The organism is Neobacillus drentensis, assembly GCF_036965645.1.
GTDB classification, from domain to species: domain Bacteria; phylum Bacillota; class Bacilli; order Bacillales; family Cytobacillaceae; genus Neobacillus; species Neobacillus drentensis_D.
In genome coordinates this window covers 20,308-42,474 of sequence record NZ_JBALPZ010000034.1, presented here as the reverse complement: position 1 = coordinate 42,474, position 22,167 = coordinate 20,308, and the positions used below count along the sequence as shown (strand labels likewise).

General features: G+C 40.3%; 24 protein-coding genes. 3 read left to right on the top strand and 21 right to left on the bottom strand.

Features of this window, described 5'->3' with window-relative positions; all coding sequences use genetic code 11:
- Positions 1-95: 95 nt before the first annotated feature.
- The 11 genes from V7266_RS06580 to V7266_RS06530 form a co-directional block, all read right to left on the bottom strand.
- Positions 96-995 carry a VOC family protein gene (locus V7266_RS06580; protein WP_335466846.1) on the bottom strand — a complete coding sequence of 300 codons (900 nt, stop codon included), beginning with the start codon at positions 993-995 and terminating at the stop codon, positions 96-98.
- 16 nt (positions 996-1,011) lie between these two features.
- On the bottom strand, positions 1,012-2,001 hold the full coding sequence (locus V7266_RS06575; protein ID WP_335466845.1) for a VOC family protein: 990 nt from the start codon (positions 1,999-2,001) through the stop codon (positions 1,012-1,014).
- 72 nt (positions 2,002-2,073) lie between these two features.
- Entirely contained in the window at positions 2,074-2,610 is a 537-nt protein-coding gene (locus tag V7266_RS06570; protein WP_335466844.1) for an aromatic-ring-hydroxylating dioxygenase subunit beta, read from the bottom strand.
- A 37-nt stretch (positions 2,611-2,647) separates the two neighbouring features.
- Entirely contained in the window at positions 2,648-3,985 is a 1,338-nt protein-coding gene (locus V7266_RS06565) for an aromatic ring-hydroxylating oxygenase subunit alpha (protein WP_335466843.1), read from the bottom strand.
- Between the two features lie 381 nt (positions 3,986-4,366).
- Complete coding sequence (locus tag V7266_RS06560; RefSeq protein ID WP_335466842.1) at positions 4,367-5,005, bottom strand: LysR family substrate-binding domain-containing protein; 639 nt, start codon at positions 5,003-5,005, stop codon at positions 4,367-4,369.
- Positions 4,984-5,262 (bottom strand): LysR family transcriptional regulator, encoded by a 279-nt coding sequence (locus V7266_RS06555; protein ID WP_335466840.1) that lies wholly within the window; start codon positions 5,260-5,262, stop codon positions 4,984-4,986. Before V7266_RS06555 ends, V7266_RS06560 begins: the two co-directional genes overlap by 22 nt.
- Before the next feature lie 34 nt (positions 5,263-5,296).
- Positions 5,297-6,058: a cyclase family protein gene (locus V7266_RS06550; protein WP_335466838.1), complete on the bottom strand. Its 762-nt coding sequence runs from the start codon at positions 6,056-6,058 to the stop codon at positions 5,297-5,299.
- A gap of 128 nt (positions 6,059-6,186) precedes the next feature.
- Positions 6,187-7,062, bottom strand: coding sequence for a 3-keto-5-aminohexanoate cleavage protein (locus V7266_RS06545; protein ID WP_335466836.1), 876 nt, complete (start codon positions 7,060-7,062; stop codon positions 6,187-6,189).
- A gap of 133 nt (positions 7,063-7,195) precedes the next feature.
- Positions 7,196-7,864, bottom strand: a complete 669-nt coding sequence (locus V7266_RS06540; protein WP_335466834.1) for a 3-oxoacid CoA-transferase subunit B — start codon at positions 7,862-7,864, stop codon at positions 7,196-7,198.
- Entirely contained in the window at positions 7,857-8,573 is a 717-nt protein-coding gene (locus V7266_RS06535) for a CoA transferase subunit A (protein ID WP_335466832.1), read from the bottom strand. Before V7266_RS06535 ends, V7266_RS06540 begins: the two co-directional genes overlap by 8 nt.
- 261 nt (positions 8,574-8,834) lie before the next feature.
- Positions 8,835-9,245, bottom strand: coding sequence for an acyl-CoA thioesterase (locus tag V7266_RS06530; protein ID WP_335466831.1), 411 nt, complete (start codon positions 9,243-9,245; stop codon positions 8,835-8,837).
- A 206-nt stretch (positions 9,246-9,451) separates the two neighbouring features.
- Here V7266_RS06530 and V7266_RS06525 point away from each other — a divergent pair, with 206 nt between their 5' ends.
- Entirely contained in the window at positions 9,452-10,357 is a 906-nt protein-coding gene (locus V7266_RS06525; protein ID WP_335466830.1) for a LysR family transcriptional regulator, read from the top strand.
- 33 nt (positions 10,358-10,390) lie between these two features.
- Here V7266_RS06525 and V7266_RS06520 read toward each other — a convergent pair whose 3' ends face one another.
- The 9 genes from V7266_RS06520 to V7266_RS06480 form a co-directional block, all read right to left on the bottom strand.
- Positions 10,391-11,071, bottom strand: a complete 681-nt coding sequence (locus V7266_RS06520; RefSeq protein ID WP_335466828.1) for an MBL fold metallo-hydrolase — start codon at positions 11,069-11,071, stop codon at positions 10,391-10,393.
- Between the two features lie 100 nt (positions 11,072-11,171).
- Complete coding sequence (locus V7266_RS06515) at positions 11,172-12,023, bottom strand: FAD synthetase family protein (protein ID WP_335466827.1); 852 nt, start codon at positions 12,021-12,023, stop codon at positions 11,172-11,174.
- A 19-nt stretch (positions 12,024-12,042) separates the two neighbouring features.
- Positions 12,043-12,525, bottom strand: coding sequence for a flavin reductase family protein (locus V7266_RS06510; protein ID WP_335466825.1), 483 nt, complete (start codon positions 12,523-12,525; stop codon positions 12,043-12,045).
- A 53-nt stretch (positions 12,526-12,578) separates the two neighbouring features.
- The gene (locus V7266_RS06505) at positions 12,579-13,430 is read right to left on the bottom strand and encodes a sulfite exporter TauE/SafE family protein (protein ID WP_335466823.1); all 852 of its coding nucleotides are present in this window, start codon (positions 13,428-13,430) and stop codon (positions 12,579-12,581) included.
- Between the two features lie 148 nt (positions 13,431-13,578).
- On the bottom strand, positions 13,579-14,250 hold the full coding sequence (locus V7266_RS06500) for an RraA family protein (protein WP_335466821.1): 672 nt from the start codon (positions 14,248-14,250) through the stop codon (positions 13,579-13,581).
- A 10-nt stretch (positions 14,251-14,260) separates the two neighbouring features.
- Positions 14,261-15,391: a cupin domain-containing protein gene (locus V7266_RS06495; RefSeq protein WP_335466819.1), complete on the bottom strand. Its 1,131-nt coding sequence runs from the start codon at positions 15,389-15,391 to the stop codon at positions 14,261-14,263.
- A 20-nt stretch (positions 15,392-15,411) separates the two neighbouring features.
- Positions 15,412-16,350, bottom strand: a complete 939-nt coding sequence (locus V7266_RS06490) for a fumarylacetoacetate hydrolase family protein (protein WP_335466818.1) — start codon at positions 16,348-16,350, stop codon at positions 15,412-15,414.
- A 27-nt stretch (positions 16,351-16,377) separates the two neighbouring features.
- Entirely contained in the window at positions 16,378-17,574 is a 1,197-nt protein-coding gene (locus V7266_RS06485; RefSeq protein WP_335466817.1) for an acyl-CoA dehydrogenase family protein, read from the bottom strand.
- A 30-nt stretch (positions 17,575-17,604) separates the two neighbouring features.
- Positions 17,605-18,801 carry an acyl-CoA dehydrogenase family protein gene (locus V7266_RS06480; protein WP_335466815.1) on the bottom strand — a complete coding sequence of 399 codons (1,197 nt, stop codon included), beginning with the start codon at positions 18,799-18,801 and terminating at the stop codon, positions 17,605-17,607.
- A 283-nt stretch (positions 18,802-19,084) separates the two neighbouring features.
- On the opposite strand from V7266_RS06480, the gene V7266_RS06475 reads away from it, so the two are divergent.
- The gene (locus V7266_RS06475) at positions 19,085-19,984 is read left to right on the top strand and encodes a LysR family transcriptional regulator (RefSeq protein WP_335466813.1); all 900 of its coding nucleotides are present in this window, start codon (positions 19,085-19,087) and stop codon (positions 19,982-19,984) included.
- Positions 19,985-20,159: 175 nt separating this feature from the next.
- Here the strand turns inward: V7266_RS06475 and V7266_RS06470 are convergent, their stop codons facing one another.
- The gene (locus V7266_RS06470) at positions 20,160-20,597 is read right to left on the bottom strand and encodes an SRPBCC domain-containing protein (RefSeq protein ID WP_335466812.1); all 438 of its coding nucleotides are present in this window, start codon (positions 20,595-20,597) and stop codon (positions 20,160-20,162) included.
- Between the two features lie 289 nt (positions 20,598-20,886).
- On the opposite strand from V7266_RS06470, the gene V7266_RS06465 reads away from it, so the two are divergent.
- A complete protein-coding gene (locus V7266_RS06465; protein ID WP_335466810.1) occupies positions 20,887-21,855 on the top strand; it encodes an NAD(P)-dependent alcohol dehydrogenase in 969 nt (322 codons plus the stop codon).
- Positions 21,856-22,167: the final 312 nt, after the last annotated feature.

Here is a 22,167-nt window from a genome sequence, read left to right as displayed (position 1 = left end):
CTGCCCCGTACTCCCGCAGAAGTCGAGCGTATCCGTTCCAATCAACAGAGTATAAAAAACAATGTCGTTTAACAGAGCCATAAGCATAAAACGAATCAAGATCCGTTTTTAAATGAGGCTGGCATTTGGACGCCCCATGAACTCATTGATTTGGTGATATCATTCCAAAATACTGTTTCTGCATGGTCATCTACTACCCGGGGCATTTCCGCACTTAATTCATAGCGATTTCCACATGCCCAAAAGTAAGCATACAGATTAGCCCCCAGCGCATGTCTGCCTATTCCAAACTCGAGTTTCAGGTCATGCATGGCGAGCATATCCAGCGCTCTTTTCATGTGGTCGATATTTTCAAAATAAAAGGCAATATGATCTAACGATTCTGTCGGACCACCTACCCCCGACATAAAGGCTAACTCATGGTGATAATCCTTAACGCGTGACCATACAGCACCATATACGCCTGGAGCCGGCATAAATATATCCGACATTTTAAAATCTAAAGCGGTTTCTAAAAACTCTGCTACCTTATTGGAATTTGCTACCTTTAGGCCGAGATGATCAAGATCATGAGCGCCTGCTCCAATTAATGTTCTGTTTGGGCTAGAAGCTGGATTAAAATAGGCTGGGCGGTCCGCTACGGTGATTAATTCCATCCGAATGGGGATATTTGTAGCAGGTAAATCAAAACAAATGGCTTTTTTCTCCCCTGGTTCTGCATCGGTGCGCTCTTCTACTTTAATTCCATAGTTTTCCACTCGCCTTTTATACAATTTTAAATCATCTTCATTGTTTACTTGAAAGGCGAAATGGGGAATTCCTGTTCCACCTGGTGTTAGAGCTAAATCGTAATTATTATCAAAGCCACACCCCAAATAAACAGTTTCACCAATTCTATCAATCTCTCTGAGACCAAACACATTGACATTGTATTCAACCGCTTGAGTTATATCTGGTACTCTGAGCTCTGCATGCGCCAACTTTTCAATTCCCATTGTTACCCCTCCATCCTTATTTGAACATTTCTAGCAGCTCAATAATCACTGAGTATTCAGAAGTTGTATCCATATAGGCGTATTTACCTGAGCCATCATAGAAAAGTCCTTCTTGAATAGTTGGGAAACCGAGGCTGTTTAATAAATCTCGCTTCTCATCAACACTGTCTACAAAAAATGCAATATGGTGCAATCCTTCTCCATGTTTTTCTAAATGTTCAAGCCATGTACTTGGCGAGTCGCTGTCCGGCTGAACTATTTCAACCTGGATGCGCGGCGTTTGTATGAATGTAAAATGGCTTCTTCCAGTTGTAGGCTGGCCATTGTACGTCGATACCTTATTTACACCTTCATAGCCTGAATGAAAAACAGTCGAAGGTTCCACCCCTAGCATGCTGCACCAAGCCTTTTGGGCTTCTTTCACATCACGAACAACAAAAGCAATTTGCGCAATTGTGTTTGTTCCTAGTAAAGGCCTGCCTTCATATTGGCTGTCACCTGTCAGTGGTGACAAAGAGCCATCCGGCTTTGGTCCTTCATGTTCTAACAATTCAATTAACGTTTTATACTTCTCGCGTGTTGCAAGGAACGCATAGCGGCCTTTATCAGGATAAAACTCGCCGGTTTGAGCAACGGTATATTTTTCGGACATGGTTTCTAATGTTTCTGAAATCTTCTCTACGTCAACAGCAAAATGATTATAGCCTTCCCCACCTCTGTCTAAACACTCTCGCATCAGGTTTTGTACTGTATCTGGTTCAACCAGTTCAATTTGTACTCCTGGTGTGTTAAAAAAGGCTAATTTATTTCTTGCTGGAGTAGGCTCGCCATAATATTTAACTTGTGAGAATTCCTCTGACGCAGTTACAAAAGGTTGTGGAACCACCGTACCAAGGAGCCTGGCCCAGGATACGGATGCCTTTTCAATATCCTTAACAACAAAACAAACTTGATTGATATCGTTTGTTCCTAGTAAAGGTTTTTTTACTAAAGGCTGCTGACTCATATCTAACACTCCTTCACTAAATAAAGCGGTTACATAACTGTTCCGTTATGATAGAATCTTTACTTGTAAGTATTATAGGAAAATCTGCAGATTTTTCATTCCAATGATGGTTGAATCAGCATATATTTCACGCTTTAACAATTTCAAACCATTATCAGTTTGTTCTAATATGTCGCATCGTTCCATTGAGAGTAATTGAGAGTCGGTCGCGTCAAGCCTGCTGCGTGTGACTAATAAATAACTCTTCACATCCAATTTATTATCATCAAGCTCCGAAACGCGCACATTTGTCACAAAGCGGCGTGCCCTTGATGCTGGATCTTCTGCCCAGGCAAACTCTGTTTCCATCCGTCTAATTCTCAATCCAATAGACTTATAGTTTTCATAAAAATGAAACATCTCTTTAGAAAATTGCGTTTGGAAGACATTTTCATGAGTAGTCCTAACTGGCATGGTATAGAGTAAATCTTCACTTAACATGGATTTCCAATCTTGAAATTGATTATTGTCCAAAAAAGCGGCCTCGGTCACTAAAAAACCATAGGCTTCTAAATACAGAGGATCATTAAACCCTAGCGGTTTGCTTCTCAAATCGATTTTGCCATTCATATCGAACCCTCCCATGAATTTATCACTCAGTCTTTCCTTATTCTTCTGACATTAATTTCGCCCATTGGCCAAAGAAATTGCGGGAATTTTCTTCCGTATAGGTCGTATGAGTAATTTTCCCTGGTCCAGGCCAATCTTTGGGATCATGATCCGCTTCTAGTCCCATAATATATTGGAGCTTTAACTTTTGACGTGCTGTTACTCCATGGGTGACCCTGGCAATACCTGTCCAAATTTCAGCATCATCTGCTTCGAACATTCCACTAGCCCCAAAATTACGAATATAATTATCCCTGCTTTGATCTTTAAACCATTGAGGAGCTTCTTTTTCAACAAGAAACCAGCTGATAAGTTCAAGTTCTTGCGGACCTCTTGGAATCCATACACGCATGCTCAAGAAAGGAATAGGTGCTTCGTTTTCTTCTAATCCAGGAAGCTGCATAACATTTAAGATTGAAAGATTAGGAAAGATATTTCCGGGTACAAAGTTAGATCTTCTTAACGTTTCTATCTGTTGTTCCGTCAGTTTCTTTTTGACTTCTGTCACAACTTCTTCGGGTAAAGCTAAATACTCAGGCAGCGGTATGTTTGGCGGAGCTCCAACAATTCCAATTCCATGGCCATTTTCCAAAGCCACTTGAACTCCATGGCTTGCAAACATAGGATTGGGAGGCAGCTGCCCTAACTCAACGCCAGAGTAATGTGTCATCAAAGTGTGGTAAGAATCGGAAGCAAAATTGTCTGCTGCAGATTTCCAGTTAGCGTTAATCACCCAACGCATCGGGGGCCCAACGACTTCCATCCCTTGTGGTGTTCTGTCAAAATAACAATCCAAGTAAAACTTTGCATCCCCAAGCCATTCATCAAGAGAAGGAGAATCCTCGTTAAATGTTGCAAAAACAAGACCTGCGTATGTTTCTACCCGGGCATTTACCAATTTAAAATTATTTTTTTCAAAAGCACCTTTATATGCTTCTTTAGCGGCCGGGGCTCCCACTAGGGATCCGTCTGTTTTATATGTCCAACCATGATAGATACAACGGAAGTTTTTACTGTTCCCGGAGTCAGTACGGCAAAGATGCATTCCTTTGTGCATACAGACATTTAGTAAAACATTAATTTTATCCGTTTCTTCCCGAACAACAATCACACGATCGTTACCGATATATCGTGTGACAAAGTCACCTTTATTCGGGATCTCTGTCTCATGGGCAACAAAGTTCCATACCTTTGCAAAAATTTTTTCAAGCTCAAGCTGATGAATCTCTGCGTCTGAAAATATCCTTGGTGAGATAATTCCTTTGTCAGCGTTAACAAGATCGTTAATCTTTGTGCCGTCACTAAGCTTTACATCTTGAAGAGTCTGATTTTCCAATAGAAACAACTCCTTCTATTTTTTTTCTACCATCAGGTGAAGCCAATTTTTTTATTGAATGCTATTAACTTGCATCCAAAACTGGTCAAAAGAGGATTTGGTTGTTAACGCTTTCAGTATCATCTTTAAGTAACATTCTTCTAGTGTTACTGAAGATGGTCAGCGATTCTGTTTATGCTGCCATTATTGAAATCCCTCTATACCGACCAGTTTGTTTTTAATATACCAAACCAATTTGTTTCCTGCAAGAATTTTCTGTAAATTATAGAAATATAACACTTTTAAATCCCTTTTAAAAAATATAGGCCTCCTTACACAGATACATTTTACTAGACAGCAAAAACAATTTGAAATATCTAAAAATTATCTCGGTTATAAAAATCATTTATTACCAAATATAATTGAGTCCAGCTCATTTAAAAACAAAGGGATAGATGGGTTTGAATTGGATTGTTTCCAAGCAACAATGATATCTACGCTATGATCCCATTCCTCTATTTCTATTAATCGAAGGGAAGGACTAGCGTATACTTGCAGATGCTTGGGGAGAACTGCAATTCCTAATCCAGCCTCAACAAACATTAATACGGTTTCAATCCGTTCCGCATGAATAGCGATATTCGGTAAAAAACAATGATTTGCAAAAAGAGTGAATAAGTGGTCGTATCCTTGTGGAGATTCTTTTCTATCGAGCATCACGAATGGCTCTTCGGCAAGATCATTAATGGAAATACGATCTTTCCTGGCAAGAGGATGCTCCACATTCATAAATACACAGTAAGGCTGTGAAAACAATGTTTTGTGCTGCCACTCGGCAATGTCTTGGGGTCTAAATGACATCGTAAAGGCTATGTCAACTTCAGCGTTTTTTAACTTTTCAACAATCTGTCCAGTTTGATAATGATTAAGACTAAATTGTATATGAGGGAACTTTCTTCTAAACTTCTTAACTAATCCAGGTAAGAAATTTTTAACCGGTGCATTTAAAAAACCAATACTTAATTGTCCAACTTCACCCATGCAGCTTTTTTGGCTTTTATAACAGCTTCTTCAGATTTATTTAACATTTCAATTGCGTCATTCAAAAAGACTCTGCCAGCGGGGGTCAATTGCACCGAATGCTTATCTCGCAGAAAAAGCTTGAGACCAATTGCTTTTTCTAAACTAGCAATCTGCTGGCTAACAGCTGGCTGCGCAACAAAAAGCTGCTTGGCGGCCTCTGTAAAATTCAAATGTTCTGCAACGGAGATGAAATAACGCAATTGACGTATTTCCATAAAACCTCCTCGTATAATTCTTTTATACGATCATTTATTCAATCATTGCTACTGCACGTACAGAACCAGCAGTCCCGCCCTTGACTTTAATCGGAAATGCGCAAAACTTAAAGCCGTGTTTTACCGGTACCTTGTCAAGGTTGCCTAATTTCTCAATATGATAATACTCTTTTTTACGGCCGATAAAATGTGCAGGGAATAACGCACTCTTATTTCCAGCTTTTACGTCCTCTACCATTGCTCCAAACGGCCTGTCAAATGTGTAGGCGTCAATCCCCATAAGCTTAACTCCTTGATCTATCAGCCATTCGGTTGCTTCTCCAGTCATACCTGGCTGATCTCTTAAATACTTTTCATCATAGATGTGCTTATCATAACCTGTCATGATTAATACGATGTCCTTAGGTTTGATCCTATATTCCATCTCGGAAAGTGATTTCAGTACATCTTCCAAAGTGATGCCGCTTCTAGGTTCCTTATGCCGCATATCCAGAATGACACCGTCGCCATAAAAATCCTCAAGAGGGAGTTCATCAATGGTGCGGGAGGGCTGTCCTGCAGTAGTCGGTCCAAAGTGAATGGGCGCGTCACAGTGGGTGCCGATGTGGGTAAAAACTTCAGCGTTGACACTCTCTACAGCTAACGCTAGACCGTCTTGAAAATCATTTGGACTTATATCCAGCTTTTTCGCCAGCTTTACCGCTTCTTCCGTACTGTTTGAGAATTCAACCTTTGGCGGCCAAGGTTCGGCATAAGGATTGCTTTCCCAGTAAACGCTCAAATCGTAAAATTTCACCTGAGTATCCTCCAAGTCTTTGTCCTTGATTAACTATCAAATTAGTAAAACATAAGGAGTAACAAATCTAGAATGCCTGACATCATTCTTTATTATGGTTTGTCACTGTTACTCCTTTTTCAATCAGCTTAAATACTCTTTGTTGCTTCTACTTTCTTAATTCCAAGCATCTCTCTTGCTTCATCAGGTGTTGCAATTTCATAGCCTAAATCAGTGGCAATGCCAACGATTCTTTCTACAAGCTGCGCATTGCTCGTCGCAAGCTCACCTCTTCTATAGTAAATGTTATCTTCAAATCCAACACGGACATTCCCGCCAAGAAGTAAAGAAGCGATTGTTGCTTGATGCTGCTGGGCTGCAATACCCATTGCCCCGAAGAATACATTGGAAGGCAATTTACGCACCATATGAGTTAAGTTTTCCATACTGAATTGAATAGATCCCTGATTGATCTTCTGCATACCGAAAACAAAGTTAAAGGAAGCCGGACTATCGATGATACCCATTGGCATAAAAATGTTTAACACGTCTTCAAGCTGTGCATGATTAAATATTTCTAATTCAGGTTTAATATTCTTTTCTTTCATCTTCTTTGCCGCATTAATCAGCCAATCGCGGTCCCATAAAGTAGGTTTTATAAATTTCCCAGTATATGCCTGCATTAGCCCGCAATCAAGTGAGGCCATTTCCGGTTCTGCATCTAATACCAGCAGGCCATCATCGATATGACTTTCTGGTACCATCGCAGGAGCCGTACTAAATTGTGTAATAATATTACTTTTTGCTGTGACTTCAGATTTAATTTCTTTGAAAACACTCACATCATTTGTTGGAATACCGTTTATATCCCGTGCATGGATATGAGCAATCGCTGCACCAGCATTTAAACAACGATAAACTTCTTCTGCAATTTCCTTTGGCTGCTCTGGAAGCGCAGGATTAGCTTCCTTTCCGTGAAAGTTACTGGTAGGTGCTACCGTTACAATAATTTTTCTCTTTGCCATATTAAAAGCCTCCTATATTGAATGGTTTATATTAAACTAGTCATACAACCGTATCCAAAACGATGACCTGCCCTGTTCCGACCATCACCTCCCAAATTGCTAAGGCTGCTGACGTATGAATAAGTTTTTCAATTTAAATGCTTTTCATCTTTAAAGCTTCAAAAACATTAGGATTTACGATATAGTGGGCCTCGGTCTTCTCATAGACTTCCTGAAGAGTTACCCCTTCTTGCAGCTCGATCAATTCCATTCCATGTGCATTAAAATCGAATACAGCCAAATCCGTTATCAATCGGTGCACGACTCCTTTGCCTGTTAACGGCAATGTGCAGGAGCGTTTTACCTTAGACTCGCCATGTTTATTGACGTGCTCCATGATGACAACAATTCGTTTGGCACCGCTGACCAAATCCATGGCGCCGCCCATTCCTTTAACCATTTTCCCAGGAATCATCCAGTTTGCTAGATCACCTGCCTCAGAAACCTCCATACCACCTAGAATAGCTAAATCAATATGACCTCCACGAATCATCGAAAAGGATTCTGCACTATCAAAAAATGAAGCCCCTGGCACCGCAGTTACAGTTTCCTTACCAGCATTGATTAAATCAGCATCTTCTTCTCCTTCATTTGGATACGGCCCGATTCCGAGTAAACCATTTTCGGATTGCAGCATGACTTTATATTCTTTTGGTATGTAATTCGCAATCAATGTTGGCATTCCAATTCCTAGATTTACATTCATACCATTTTTAATTTCCTGAACAGCTTTTTTGACAATATCTAAACGGCTGTCACTCACTGGCCTTCCCTCCTATTGTGCTTTGAACCATTAGACGCTCAATTCGCTTTTCAAACACATCCCCTTTTACAATTCGCTGCACATATATACCTGGAGTATGAATTTCATCTGGGTCAAGTTCCCCCATTCCGACTAACTCTTCTACTTCCACTATAGTGATCTTGCCGGCAGCTGCTGCTAATGGATTAAAGTTACGGGAGGTTTTACGAAAAACTAGATTCCCATACGGATCCGCTTTCCATGCTTTCACTAACGCGTAATCCCCTACAATTCCTCTTTCCATTAGGTATGTTCGGCCATCGAACTCTTTTAATTCTTTCCCTTCTTCAATCGGCGTCCCAACTCCTGTTGCTGTATAGAAGGCCGGGATACCAGCACCGCCAGCACGGATTCTTTCAGCTAGCGTTCCTTGAGGAACAAGTTCTACTTCAATCTCCCCACTTAAAAATTGGGCTTCAAATGTTTTGTTTTCACCTACATAAGAAGCTACCATCTTACGAATCTGCTTGTTTTCAAGCAGTAAACCCAGCCCCCAGCCATCCACTCCACAGTTGTTACTAACCACGGTCAAATCTCTGCTTCCTTGATCACGAAGTGCCAGAATTAAATTCTCAGGTATCCCAGAAAGACCGAATCCACCAACAACCAACGTGGAACCGTTCTGGATGTCCCGAATGGCATCTTGAAGGGAATCAAATACCTTGTCCATAACTTTCATCCTCCTATTTCTAATTATCTGGAAATCTATTAAGATAGCGTCTTTCTAACTTTTTTCTTATTTTACTTTTATTCAGCTTGCGAGAAGCGCTTTCAATTATCTGATTTATTTAAATTTTATAACTGCTTTTTCGATAAGTAAAGTTAACGTTTCTTACATATATATTAAGAAATACTTACTTAAGTAGTGAAATGAATTATAAAAAGAGGCTGCCCTTTGGACACCTCTACCATTCTTACTTCTTTATAATGACTAAACCGAAACAGGCTCAAGATGATTGACTAATTCTGATTTAATAGACTCGGGGATCTGTATGGATTTGCTTGATGAACGATCGATAAACACGTTTGTAAGACTTCCCTTAGCTACAAGTTTATCTTCTTTAAAAAAGCCAAATGCAAGAGTGTAAGAAGAATTGCCGATTTTTGAAATCGACACTTGTGCTTCTAACTCATCATCATATTCGATATTCCCTAAATAGCTGCATTCCACATGGACTCGCGGCATATCTAACCCTAGTTGAAAAATTTTTTTATAGGAATAACCAATACGTCTAAAAAAGTCATGATCCATGATTTCAAAATAACGGAAGATCGCACTGTAATGGATACGCCCAGATGCATCTGTATCGACAAATTGAATACGGATTTTTTTAGTGATCATTGTATCTTTTCCCCTCCTTTCATCGAAAACTATTCATATAAATTGTATGATAATTTACAATAAAGATAAAGTTAACAATATTTACAATTATGTAATTAAAACTTACAATAAAAGTAGGAGCATGGGGACGGTTCTTGTGCTTCAAAGGAAGCACGAGAACCGTCCCCATGATTCCTCTAGCAAATTTAGTAGAGTAGGTGAAGAAATTGAATATTGAACAACTTCAGTATATTATTGAAGTTTCTGAGCAAGGAACGATTGCAAAGGCAGCGGAAAAACTTCATGTATCTCATTCTGCTATCAGTCAGGCTATTGCCAGTTTGGAATCTGAACTGGGTCTGACGATTTTCAATCGCTCGCGTTCAGGAAGCAAATGTACTACGGAAGGAAAAGCAGTTATTAAATTATCCCTTGAGATTATGAATAAGCTAAAGGAATTGAAGAACATTGGTCAAGAAGCAGCTATGCTAAAAGGGGATCTCAAAATAGCAGCCTCCACCATTTACTTTTCCACCTTTCTTCCTGAACTTCTTTATTCTTTTAGGAGAGAATTTCCTAATGTGCGGATAGAAATTAATGAAAATGATACCCATAATATCATCGAAGCCATAAAAAATAATCTATTTGATATTGGACTTGTTCTAGGTACAGACGAAACATTGAAGATAGATGACCCAAGAATAAAATTCGAAGTATTGCTGCAGTCAAGTGTCATGGTTTGTGTTAGTAAATATTCGCCACTTGCTTATAACAAAACAGTGGGCCCTGAAGAATTAATTCGCCAGCCTTTAGTGATACGAAATGAAAAATTTGCAGAGAGATTTTGGAATAAATTATTTTTAGATTACGGGGAAGGAAACGTTGTTTTTTATTCGAATAATCATGATGTGATAAAAAACCTCATAGCCAATAATATTGCAGCAGGTATCTATTCAGAATTTTGGATTCGGAATGACCCGTTAGTGTTAAGTGGTGATATCGTTACTATTCCATATGTTGATACAGACACAGATTATAGTAAAACCTACTTACTTAGTGTCTTGCCAAAAACAAACCATTTTCCAGTGATCATGAAAGAATTTATGCTAGAACTGAAAAATAAAATAAAGTAATGATAAGGGATGGGCTAAAAACATCCCTTATTCTTATTGATCTGAGGTCACTTTTCCTGCGGCTAAGGCTGCTAGACGTTCCATGACCTGATTTTTACAAACGCCGCCATGAAAACAAATGGCTTTATCAATCTCATAATCAAGGAACCTAGTAATAGATTGAATGGCTTGATCCATATCAAGGGTGAACTTTTTAGTGGGATATTGTAATTGACCTTGATCTGCTGTTAGGGCATCACCCGATATCAAGGTTTTGGCAGCATGATGGTACAGGCTTAAGTGATCTGGAGTATGTCCGGGTGTAAAAATCACAGAAATCCCACCGCAAAATGGTAATACCTGACCATCTGTAATGGTCGTATCAACTTGAATAACTGGCACAGTAACCCCAGTTTTCATTAATTTTTTTTCTCCTTGTATATATGGTTTGGTAAGCTCATTGGCAAATACTTCAATTTTGTGATTAAAACCGCTAATGACCTCATATAGGCTGCCAATATGGTCATAATCATGGTGAGTAATGATAATTTTGGTTAGTCTGCCTGGTGTAAGCTTTGCCAACTGATCGCGAATCGCCTCGAATTGTCCAGGGTATCCTGTGTCGATTAGAATGACATCCTTATCATCCCAAATAACGGTAGGACGAAAAACCAGCGGTATCTCATTTACAACAGAATGTAACTCAATATACCCAATACCTTCATCTATCTTCATATGATTTCTCCTTTTTCACTGCCGGATATGAACACTAAAGGCATCTTTCATTCGTAACTTTCAAAGGGATTGCATCCCGAGCATTTGCGGAAGATTAAACCTAAAAACTATGAGTCAGTTTTCTCTTATCAACTGCTTCAACAGCTTCTTCCATAATAAGACTTTGCCAAACAATGGACAATTCCCCTTTGAGCGAGGGAGGAATTTCTCTTGTACATGTTAATGTTGGAACATCATGAGATGGAGATGGAAGTACCACTATCTCCGTTTTCAGGGAATTCAACTTATTTTTCAGCGTAACAGCATAACACCCGGGAGCAGGCAGTGTATAGTACGGTTGAGGTGTTAATTCTATTCCATCCCAATCACATTTTACTTCATAGAAGGAACCCATAAAATGCGGCAGCTCCTCGACATTGCCTGCTAACAATCTTTCACGGATACAGGAGCTGCTAATTTTTTCTCCACGGTACGTAACCTTTTCCACTTTGGTTATGTCGATTCTTCCCTCTGAATCACGGTTCAGCCGATCCAGATTACCTGCCCCACGGCTTCCATAACAAAAATCAAAACCAGCGACTGCATGAATAACGCCCAACTGAGCTAAATATTGGACAACAAACTGTTCTGGGGAAAGACTAGCAAATTCTATATCAAAATCAACAATATAGAATACGTCCACACCTAAGCTTTGAAGCCTCTTCTCTTTTTCAGATAAGGGCATTAAATAGCGAATCTGTTTTTTTCCATTTGTGAGAACTGTTTTAGGGTGGGGAAAGAAGCTCATCACGGCCAGCTGGACTTTTTTTTCCTTCGCCTTTTCCATAGCAGTCAAAATAACTTCACAATGTCCTATATGAAGACCGTCAAAACATCCAAGTGCCATCACAGTTGGTTCTGCTTGTTCCTGCCAGATTCGTAAGTTATCTCGGTTCAAATGAATCGTTTTCATACAGTCTCCCTTCAAGTGCCTACACGTTGACAGGCTGATCTTCTTTTAATGAACGATAGCGTCCACTGTAAAAAACTAGTGGTTCTGCATCTTCAATATGGATATCGGTTACTTTTCCAATAAATAGTGTGTGATCACCTTCGACATGCTCGGCTGAAACCTCACAGGCAATCTGGACAACCGAACCAGGAAGGACTGGTTTCCCATCGAGACGGTCAAACACAACTTCCTTGTGTTCCTTCAGCTGCCCGGCAAAAATCATTGAAAGCTCTTGTTGATTTGCTGCCAATATATTTACTGTAAAAAGGTTACTATCTCTAATTTTGGAAAGAATTTTTGCTTTTTGTCCAATCGATATCACAACAAGCTTTGGATCTAATGACACGGACATAAATGCATTTGCTGTCATGCCATGAATTCCTTCACCTGCCACTTCTGTTGCGATTACTGTTACACCTGTTGCAAATTTACCCATTGCATTACGAAATTGACGATCATCCATACTAAAAATTACCTCCTGTTAGTAGATTCTATTTACTAGTATTCTTGTATTTATTACTTATTGATATCAGTACTTTGCTGCTGTTCTTTCACATCAAAGGTATTTCGGTTCCTAAAAAGCAGTGCGATGATTCCAGCGGCTAAAAAGACCACACCTGTGATAAGGAAAAAATGGAGTGCTCCTGAAAAAATTAATTTAATAGCCCCAAGAGTTCCCAGTGCTAAAATAATCCATTTGAACATTTGCTGCGGAATAAGAGGCAGCACCTTTATACCAATAAAAGTTCCGATGGCGATTCCGGGAATGACCATGAGATCAACTAACATTGAACTCGAGGTAACCATGCCCAAATGGACATAAAAAGGAACTTTAATCACATTTACAAAAAGGAAAAACCAAGCTCCTGTTCCGACAAAAACATTCTTAGGCAGACGCTGCGCTAATAAATAGACGGCCATTACGGATCCAGCAACATTTCCAATCATCGTGGTGAAACCTGCCAGAATTCCTATCAATCCGATAAACCAGACTGAGCTTGGTAACGCCTGAACCATCCGTGAACCTGCCAAGTCTCTAATGACCTGAAAAAGATTAAGCCCTATAATCATGATCCCTAGTAAAATCTTGAGTTGTTCATTGTTGATTTTCATCAAAACAAAATATCCAATGATGATACCTGCCAATATCCAAGGAACTAAGGAGAATAAATGCCTCCAAGCCACTGTCCGCCGATAATAGGTCACCGCAATGAGATCTCCCATTAAAAGAATTGGCAGTAAAATCCCAACTGCTTCTTTTGCTGGTAAAAACAAGCTTAGCAACGTCATTGTAAAGATCCCCAATACATTAAGCCCCGTTGTCTTCCCAAATCCAGAAAGCAATCCAGCAAGCATTATAAATAGCAAGAGGGAAATCTCCAGATCAAACACAATCATCACCTACTCTACTACATACCTCCATTTAGGAGGCACAACTGCCTTATAAGATCCTCTTTTAATGGTATTTTCAAGCAGCCCAGGAGATCATCCTGAGCTCTTGTAATCTTCCTATATCTTAAAACGTATATCCTTTATCAATCAGTTCTTGGTCCACCCATGAGCGGTCGACAGTCTTATTTCGAATTTGTTCGAGCAATTTCTCTTCCTTCTCGACCATTTTAAGTAACTTAGGTAATAGCCCCTCGGCTTCTTCATGAGGTACAATGACTACTCCATCGCTATCTCCAACGACTAAGTCTCCCGGCCGAACAACAACGCCGCCGCAGGCAATGGTCACGTTAATTTCACCAGGGCCATCTTTATAACAGCCTCGATGGGTAACACCTTTTGCAAAGACAGGAATCGAAAGCGTTGGCAGAATATCACTATCACGGATAGCTCCATCGATGACCAGTCCAACCACACCTCTTCTAATACTGTTGCTTACCACAATTTCACCGACTGGTGCCTGGGATGTATTCCCCCCAGTATTCATGATTAAAACGTCCCCCGGCTCTGCTAATTCAATTGCCTTTTGGAGAACCAAATTGTCTCCTGGCGGACAATGGATGGTAATCGCATGTCCTGCCATCATTGGTTTAGGATGAAAGGGTCTAATTTTGCTATCCATGGCAAACATTTTTTCCATGCAATCACTAATGATGGAGGTCGGAATTTCCGAAAAAGCCTTAACGATCTTTTGACTTACATATCGTTTTGAAGGAAGAATTCTATATCCAAGCTTCATGACATCCCCCTCATTTCTTCAACAACGGTTCAGCCTGAGCGGGATTATTCTGTCCAATCTCCTCCTGATATCCACTGTTTTCCGTATATTCCTCGACCCTTTGCAATTCCATCCTCTCAAAGATTGGAATATCATTGGTAGAGAACAATATTGCATCGTCTCTTTCGGATGTATTAACATGCTCATGTACAGCCCATGTTGGGATTACCAAATAATCGCCTTTTTCCCAATCAAATCGAACGCCATCAATCAAGGTAAATCCTTTTCCTTCTTTAATATGGTATACAACGCTGTTAACATGGCGGTGGGCTTTTCCATGAAACCCGACAGGCAATTTTTGCAGCCATGCCCCTATGTTTTCATTGGCCGATTGTCCATTTGACGGATTAATGTATTCCACCACATATCCTTCAACAGGATCCGGCTCGTAGTGATTGCTCAAACCTTTCAGAGCGGCAAGTGTCGAATGGTATCTGTACACTGGCAGCGGAGCCTTGCTCGGCTGATGATCGCCAAGCGGCCTAACCATACCGCCCTGATATTTATCCACACTCGGTTTTCTTGTAATAGACTGCTTTTTCACGGGACTTCCCTCAAAGAAGGTTCCGTGTAAATAATAGATTAGCGGTGTATCCAGACAGTCCATCCACATCATTGGATCTGTCCCTTCGTGCTCATGTTCGTGCCATAAACCCTTTGGAGTAATGACATAGTCACCTTCGCACATATACACCTTTTCCCCATCTACTCCACTATAAGCGCCTTCCCCTTCAACGATATAGCGAATCGCTGTCTGCGTATGGCGATGAGGTGGGGCTTCCTCTCCAGGAAGCAAGATTTGAACGCAAACCGACAATGTTTGGGTAGTAGCCCCCCAACCGTACGGCTCCAAATCCCGCATGCCCGGATTAATTAACATCAATACCCTTCGGTCGCCGCCGTTTTCAAAGGAAATGATTTCTGCCGCTTTTTTCATATGACGCTCGATTACTTCTCTTTTCCATATATACGGAATCGGTTTCGATTTGGGCTGTCTGTGCATTACCTCAGGAGCTGCCATCCATAATGGTTCAAGCCCATCTTTTGATACTTTTTGATGAAACGCTTCCATTTCAGGGGTAACTCTAACTGGACCTGCCATTTTTCATCATCCTTTACCATTTATTCATTCACAATTGGATTTTCTAAAGCGCCAATACCTTCAATTTCCACACGTACGATATCTCCATGCTTCATCCAAGACTGAGGATTTCTGGCTTGACCTACTCCACCAGGCGTTCCGGTACAAATAATGTCACCAACTTCTAGAGTCATAATATTGGATAAGAAGTTGATAAGATAAGGAATCGTAAATACTAGATTTTTAGTATTAGAGCGTTGACGTTCCTCTCCATTTAGTGTTAGAACTAAATCACAGTTGTCAGGATTTGGCAGGCTCTCTTTTGTTACCAAATGAGGTCCTAATGGCAGGGTTGTATCAAACGTCTTACCTTGCAGCCATTCTTTGGTGCGCTTTTGGAAATCACGGATGGTTGCCTCATTGCCGACAGTATATCCTGCAACGTAATCCATTGCCTCTTCTTCTGAGATGTACTTGCCTTTCTTCCCGATTACGACAACCAATTCAGCTTCATGATCAAGAGCATCTGAGACTTTTGGTTTTAAAATGGGATCGCCAGGGGCAATAATGGTATTGTTATATTTTGCGAACACAACCGGGATGGTTGGAATTTCTCGTCCCATTTCCTCAATATGTTCGCGATAGTTCAATCCTACGCAAATGATTTTTTCAGGCTTTTGAATGGGTGACTCCAGCTTTACTTGTTTACCTTGATAATACAGTTTTCTTTTCACTTCTTCTGAAAAATCATTGTTCTGGACATATTCAATACTTTCTTTTGCAAGATTCGTACTATCTTCCCCGCCTTGCAAAAAGCCAATCATATTAGGCGGAATATAGGCTTCGGCGATTTGCTTTGCACGGGCCTGTCCCTTGCTTTCAAATAAAAGTTCACATGCTTTGTTCAAATCAATATATTCTTCATTCACTACTGCTGCAATTCTTTGTTCACCCTCGATACTTACTGTTGCTAAACGCATATTCATATCCTCCGATTACATTTATTTTTATACTATTAATGAACTTTTTGGATTAAGCGGTATTCCTAACTCAAGTTTTCCAAACATCTCGCCCAGCATATCCATGTTAAAAGCGTAATGCATTGACGAGCCTTGAACATCTCTCCAATAACGGTTGATAGGGTTTCCTTCATAGATAATCCCAGCCCCGCTATGATCAACAATTGTTTTGACTGCTTGGTTGCACAGTTTTGCCGTATACCCGTAATTTCGGCGATTACTCAATTTATCATAGGTGTCAATGGGTTCCCCATTAGTAAGCCTGGTGATTGTTTTTTCTAATAGTCCTTCGGCAGCAGCTAATATAGCTGAAACTTCTGCAATCCGGATCTGTTGATGGGTAAAATCTGCCACCTTTGAATTTCTGGTGCTGACTTTATTTTTCATCGTATCCGTCCACAGCTCATAGGCACCCTGACTTGCACCTAACAATGCCGATGTTAAGCTGACTGGCATTGCCGCAAATAAAGGGTGGCTATAAATAAGACTTGTATTTATTTTTCTTCCTGGTCCTTCTCCCTTTTGGCACCAGCCAATCATATCCAAGGTTCTATGCTTAGGTACAAATACATTTTCCAGTAAAATATTATTACTGCCCGTTCCCCTTGTGGCAACGGTTTTCCATGTTTTTTGAACCTCTATGTCTTCCTTTGGCACCATCATCATTAACACTTCCTTAGGTGCCCCATCACTTGGATCTACATCAACAAATCCCATAACCATTACCCAATCACTATGTTCGATACCGGATGAAAAACCCCATTGGCCGTTAAGTTGATAGCCGCCGTCTACGGAAATCACTTTGTTCGTTGGAAAGGGATTAAAAGAAGATGCGATACGGGCATCGAGATCCTTTTCCCAAACTTCACCCTGCACCTCTTCCGGAAAATATGCAAGCATCCATGAATGGATGACCAAGAGCGTGTAGCACCATCCTGCCGAAGGATCGGCTTTTGCTACTTCCGCGGTAGTTCTAAACAAGGTATCAAACCCCAGTTCATATCCGCCCCAGCGTTTTGGAGTCATTATCCTGATAAGCCCGGAAGTGATGAAGTCCTGAATATTTTCTTGTGGTTGACGAGAGAGTTCCTCCGTTAATTTAAAGCGCGGTTTAATCTGGATTGCTAAATTTCTAGCCCGTTCGATTGCCTCTTCATGCGTTAATTGTTCCGTTAACTGATTCAATAAAATACCTCCTTTTGCTAATTGCTTATTTTAGGAGATTAAAAAATCTTTGGGACTAAGAGGGACTCCTAACTCCATCTTCCCGAACATTTCACCTAACCAATCAAAGTTAAACGTGATATGCATAGACGATGCTTGGACATCTCTCCAATAACGGTTTAAAGGATTTCCTTCAAAAATAACGCCGGCTCCGCTATGATCCATTATGGTTTTGACGGCATGATTGCACATTTTCGCTACATATCCAAAATTACGGCGAATACGTAATTTTTCATGGGTATCGATGGGTTGGCCAGTGCTTAGTCTTGATACTGTTTTTTCTAACAGTGCTTCAGCAGCTGCTAATTTAGCCGAAACTTCTGCGATTCGGATTTGTTGATGAGTAAAATCGGCCACCTTTGTATTTCTGGTGCTGAGCTTACTTTTCATACCGTCTCTCCATACTTCGTAAGCGCCGATGCTTGCGCCCAGTAAAGCTGATGTTAAGCAAACTGGCATTGCTGCATATAGAGGGTGGCTATAAAGGAGATTTGTATTTGTTCTTCTGCCAGGCCCCTCTCCCTTTTGACACCAGGCAATCATATCAATGGTTCTGTGTTTGGGAACGTATACATTTTTAAGTAATATATTATTGCTGCCTGTTCCCCTTTGCGCAACCGTTTTCCATGATTGTTGAATTTCAAAATCCTCTTTAGGCACCAGCATCAAGATAACTTCATTGGCTAATCCAGTTTCTGGATTCAATCCAACATTCCCCTGAATCATGACATAATCACTGTGATTAATCCCTGATGAGAAACCCCATGTACCGCTGATTTGATATCCGCCATCAACTGGCTTTACTTCATTCGTTGGAAATGGAGCAAATGAAGATGCAATCGTTGCATCTAAGTTTTTCGCCCACACATAGCGCTGCGCTTCCTCTGGAAAGTAAGCAAGCATCCATGAATGGACGACCAAGAGCGTATAACACCAACCTGCTGAAGGATCCGCTTTCGCTATTTCCACACCAGTTCTAAACAAGGTATTAAAATCCAGCTCATGGCCGCCCCAATGTTTAGGGACCATTGCCCGAATAAGCCCTGCATCGATAAAGTCCTGAATCGTTTCTTCTGGCTGACGGCAAATTTCTTCTGATAACTTAAAACGTGATTTTAGCTGAGAAGCTATCTCTCTAGCACGTTCCACTGCTTCTTCATGAGTTAATTGTGTAGTTAACTGGTTCAAAACCTACCTGCCTCCTTTATGATTAATTCATAATTCCAAAAATCTATGTTACGGTTTACGATTCTATCCCTCCAATACTCCTACACCGAGACGGCCATTTTTATTTAACTGCCTTTATGTTGTCTTCCTTAGGTAAAATGATATATAAATTTCGTTATTTTTGGAAATATCAGAAATCTATCTCCGTAATAAGATTTTGCTTATAACCTTTGTTCCATTTAAAGATTCCTATTATAATAGATTCATCATTTAATGAGTTTTTAGGAATGGGGAGGGCTGTATAATGGACTTACGACCATTACGATATTTCATATCAGTTGCTGAACACTTAAATTTCACGGAGGCATCTAAGCAGCTATATGTAGCACAACCTGCAGTGAGTCAACAGATTGCCTATTTAGAAAAAAAGATAGGTGTAAAACTTTTCCATCGAACTAAGCATTCCGTTCAATTAACAGAAGCCGGCACTGTTTTTTTGAAAGAGGCAAGGGAAATTATAAAAAGGCTTGATGCGTCATTCGTAAATGCCAGGCAAGCTGAGGAAGGGTTAATTGGTACCATTAATATTGGCTTATTGAGCGTGCCGGTAAGGGAATTTCTGCCCCCATTAATTCGAAAATTCAGAAAGAAATATCCAAAGGTGAATATTCGGTTGAACTATTATCATCTTGGGCAAATAATTGAAAAATTGAAGTCCGATGAACTTGATATTGCCTTCACACTTTCACTAGGATTACAAAGTATTGGTGGACTGGAATATAAAACCTTATGGACTCAGCCCCATTGCATTATCTTACATCAGGACCACCCACTTGCGGATCGGACGAATATAAACATCGAAGAATTAGTAGAAGAACCCTTTGTCATGCTGGAAAGGGAAGAATCCCCTCCAGGGTTTGATCTATTGCTGGCTGCATGTGCCAATCATGGGTTTTCTCCAAACTTGGTAAATACAGCTTCACAAATTGATGCTGTGTTAATGATGGTGGATGCTGGAATTGGTATAACAATTCTACCGAAATATCTTCAGCTATACGCATCCCCTTCTCTTCGTTTTATTAGCATTGAAGGGGACGATTTTAAAGTAGATGTATTAGCCTCTTGGAAGAAAAAAAATACAAACCCATCCTTGCCTTTATTTATAGAAGAACTAGAGCTGCAACTTTTACAGCAAAATGTCTAACATTATTACAAACTCGGTTAAATGGATTGAGTCCTATTTATTAAAACATCGGATTGATTAAGGAATAGCGGTCTGATAAAAAAATAACTAAAGCAAGGTTGGTCCGGGATGATACCCTGATCGACCTTTTGCTTCAGTTATACCTATCTATATAGTAGACTCGTTTACAAAACAACTAATCTTTCACTAACCCGCCTCTTAAATTTGAGACACCGAATTCGAGATAGCCTTTAAGACAGCTTAACATAAAAACCCAGCCCTCTTTATTGTCTATCAGCTGACTTACAAAATCCGCCTCGTTTTCATTGAATCCATTTTCAAGAATTTCAATGATGGTAGTTGAGTGATCTACTTCTTTTAAAGTTATCGTAACAATGTGACCTTCTCCATTTGCACCCCACCGGAACCTGATTTTCTTACTGACCTCGATTTCAATTATTTCTATTTCCAATTGTGCATTGTATTCTTCGTATTTCACTGTAATGATTTTGCCTTGCTCCCATCTTTCAGAACTCGATGAGAACCAGAAGTTTCCGATTTTGGACGGATCAACAAACGCCTCAAAAACTTCATCCGTGGGTCTTAAAATCTTAAATTTTGTAAGATTGTTCATATTTATCTCCCTCTTTTTTTCGTCTATTTTTTAATGATTGAACTTATTCGTTCACTTTATACTTTTACTTCTAAATTATTTCTTACCATGTTGTCCTTGTATATGCAATTTTTTGCCTAGCTCTTTCACTTTTATATAAGATTATAAATTCACTTTGTTTTTTCTTCCAGCTTCTTTAGCCTGAGAAAAATCTAATTCATTAAGAAGAGGTGGGCATTTCAAATGAGTAGTTCTTTTATAGTACTTTTTACGATAATTATTAGATATTGAAGAGTTTAGGAGGGGAATTATGAGAGCTATTGTTTATAACAAATATGGGCCGGCTGACGTTCTTAAATTAACAGAAGTGGAAAAACCTGTTCCGGGGGACAATCATGTACTAGTAAAAATTCATGCAGCATCCTTGAATTATGGCAACCTTGTTCTTTTGAAAGGAGAACCGTTCTTAGCCCGCTTTGCTTTTGGTCTATTAAAACCTAAATATTCCATTCCTGGAGGTGATATAGCAGGTCAGGTCGAAGCTATTGGCAAAGATGTGAAACAGTTTCAACTCGGAGATGAAGTTTTTGGCGACTTATCTCTATGTGGATGGGCTGGTTTTGCCGAGTATGTATCTGTTCCTGAAAATGCTTTAGCACTAAAACCGGCCAATTTGTCCTTTGAGGAGGCTGCTGCGGTACCAATGGCGGGAGTCACCGCATTGCAGAGTCTCCGGGATAAGGGTAATATTCAGACCGGGCAGAAGGTATTAATTAATGGTGCCTCTGGCGGAGTCGGAACGTTTGCTGTACAAATTGCTAAAGCATTTGGCGCTGAAGTAACTGGGGTATGCAGTACAAGAAATTTAGATATTCTGGAGTCGATTGGTGCAGACCATTGTCTTGATTATACAAAGGAAAGCTTTACTGACAAGCCGGAGGGTTATGACCTGATTCTTGGTGTTAACGGAAGTCACCCGCTTTCAGATTATAAGCGTACTTTAAATCCCAACGGTATTTTTGTTCATGTAGGAGGGTCTGGCTCGCAAATGTTTCAAGCCATGGCCCTGGGTCCTTTGATTTCTATGATTGGGAGTAAGAAAATGAGCAGCTTTTTACAAAGGGCAAATCAGCAAGATCTAATTTTTATGAAGGAACTCGTTGAATCCGGCAAGGTAAAACCAGTTATTGATAAATGCTTTGAGTTGAGCGAGGTGCCGGATGCCTTTAGGTATTTTGAAGAGGGGCATGCGCAGGGAAAAGTTGTTATCACCATTTGAAAAAGCATCAAGGAGTTGCATTAGTCTTGGTATTCGGACTGTCATCAGCCTTTCTATGAGGATGCTGACAGTCCGAATTTGCCCCGCCTTTGGACAGCGAACCGCTATTTCATGAGGTTCCTGTCCGAACATGAGCGGACTTCGGACTACCCTCCTCCTATTTCCGAGGCTCCTGTCCGAACCTACTCTGACTTCAGACAGCCCTCCTTTTTTTCTCAAGGCCCCTGTCCGAACCTGCCCTGGCTTCAGACTATCTTCCTTTTATTCTCGAGGCTTCTGTCCGAACCTACTCTGACTTCAGACAGCCCTCCT

Excerpts from the sequence above, each read along its gene's own strand:
- V7266_RS06580 (WP_335466846.1), bottom strand. The coding sequence starts at position 995 with ATGGGAATTGAAAAGTTGGCGCATGCAGAGCTCAGAGTACCAGATATA.
- V7266_RS06575 (WP_335466845.1), bottom strand. The coding sequence starts at position 2,001 with ATGAGTCAGCAGCCTTTAGTAAAAAAACCTTTACTAGGAACAAACGAT.
- V7266_RS06570 (WP_335466844.1), bottom strand. The coding sequence starts at position 2,610 with ATGAATGGCAAAATCGATTTGAGAAGCAAACCGCTAGGGTTTAATGAT.
- V7266_RS06560 (WP_335466842.1), bottom strand. The coding sequence starts at position 5,005 with ATGGGTGAAGTTGGACAATTAAGTATTGGTTTTTTAAATGCACCGGTT.
- V7266_RS06555 (WP_335466840.1), bottom strand. The coding sequence starts at position 5,262 with ATGGAAATACGTCAATTGCGTTATTTCATCTCCGTTGCAGAACATTTG.
- V7266_RS06545 (WP_335466836.1), bottom strand. The coding sequence starts at position 7,062 with ATGGCAAAGAGAAAAATTATTGTAACGGTAGCACCTACCAGTAACTTT.
- V7266_RS06535 (WP_335466832.1), bottom strand. The coding sequence starts at position 8,573 with ATGGACAAGGTATTTGATTCCCTTCAAGATGCCATTCGGGACATCCAG.
- V7266_RS06530 (WP_335466831.1), bottom strand. The coding sequence starts at position 9,245 with ATGATCACTAAAAAAATCCGTATTCAATTTGTCGATACAGATGCATCT.
- V7266_RS06520 (WP_335466828.1), bottom strand. The coding sequence starts at position 11,071 with ATGAAGATAGATGAAGGTATTGGGTATATTGAGTTACATTCTGTTGTA.
- V7266_RS06515 (WP_335466827.1), bottom strand. The coding sequence starts at position 12,023 with ATGAAAACGATTCATTTGAACCGAGATAACTTACGAATCTGGCAGGAA.
- V7266_RS06510 (WP_335466825.1), bottom strand. The coding sequence starts at position 12,525 with ATGGATGATCGTCAATTTCGTAATGCAATGGGTAAATTTGCAACAGGT.
- V7266_RS06500 (WP_335466821.1), bottom strand. The coding sequence starts at position 14,250 with ATGAAGCTTGGATATAGAATTCTTCCTTCAAAACGATATGTAAGTCAA.
- V7266_RS06495 (WP_335466819.1), bottom strand. The coding sequence starts at position 15,391 with ATGGCAGGTCCAGTTAGAGTTACCCCTGAAATGGAAGCGTTTCATCAA.
- V7266_RS06490 (WP_335466818.1), bottom strand. The coding sequence starts at position 16,350 with ATGCGTTTAGCAACAGTAAGTATCGAGGGTGAACAAAGAATTGCAGCA.
- V7266_RS06475 (WP_335466813.1), top strand. The coding sequence starts at position 19,085 with ATGGACTTACGACCATTACGATATTTCATATCAGTTGCTGAACACTTA.
- V7266_RS06470 (WP_335466812.1), bottom strand. The coding sequence starts at position 20,597 with ATGAACAATCTTACAAAATTTAAGATTTTAAGACCCACGGATGAAGTT.
- V7266_RS06465 (WP_335466810.1), top strand. The coding sequence starts at position 20,887 with ATGAGAGCTATTGTTTATAACAAATATGGGCCGGCTGACGTTCTTAAA.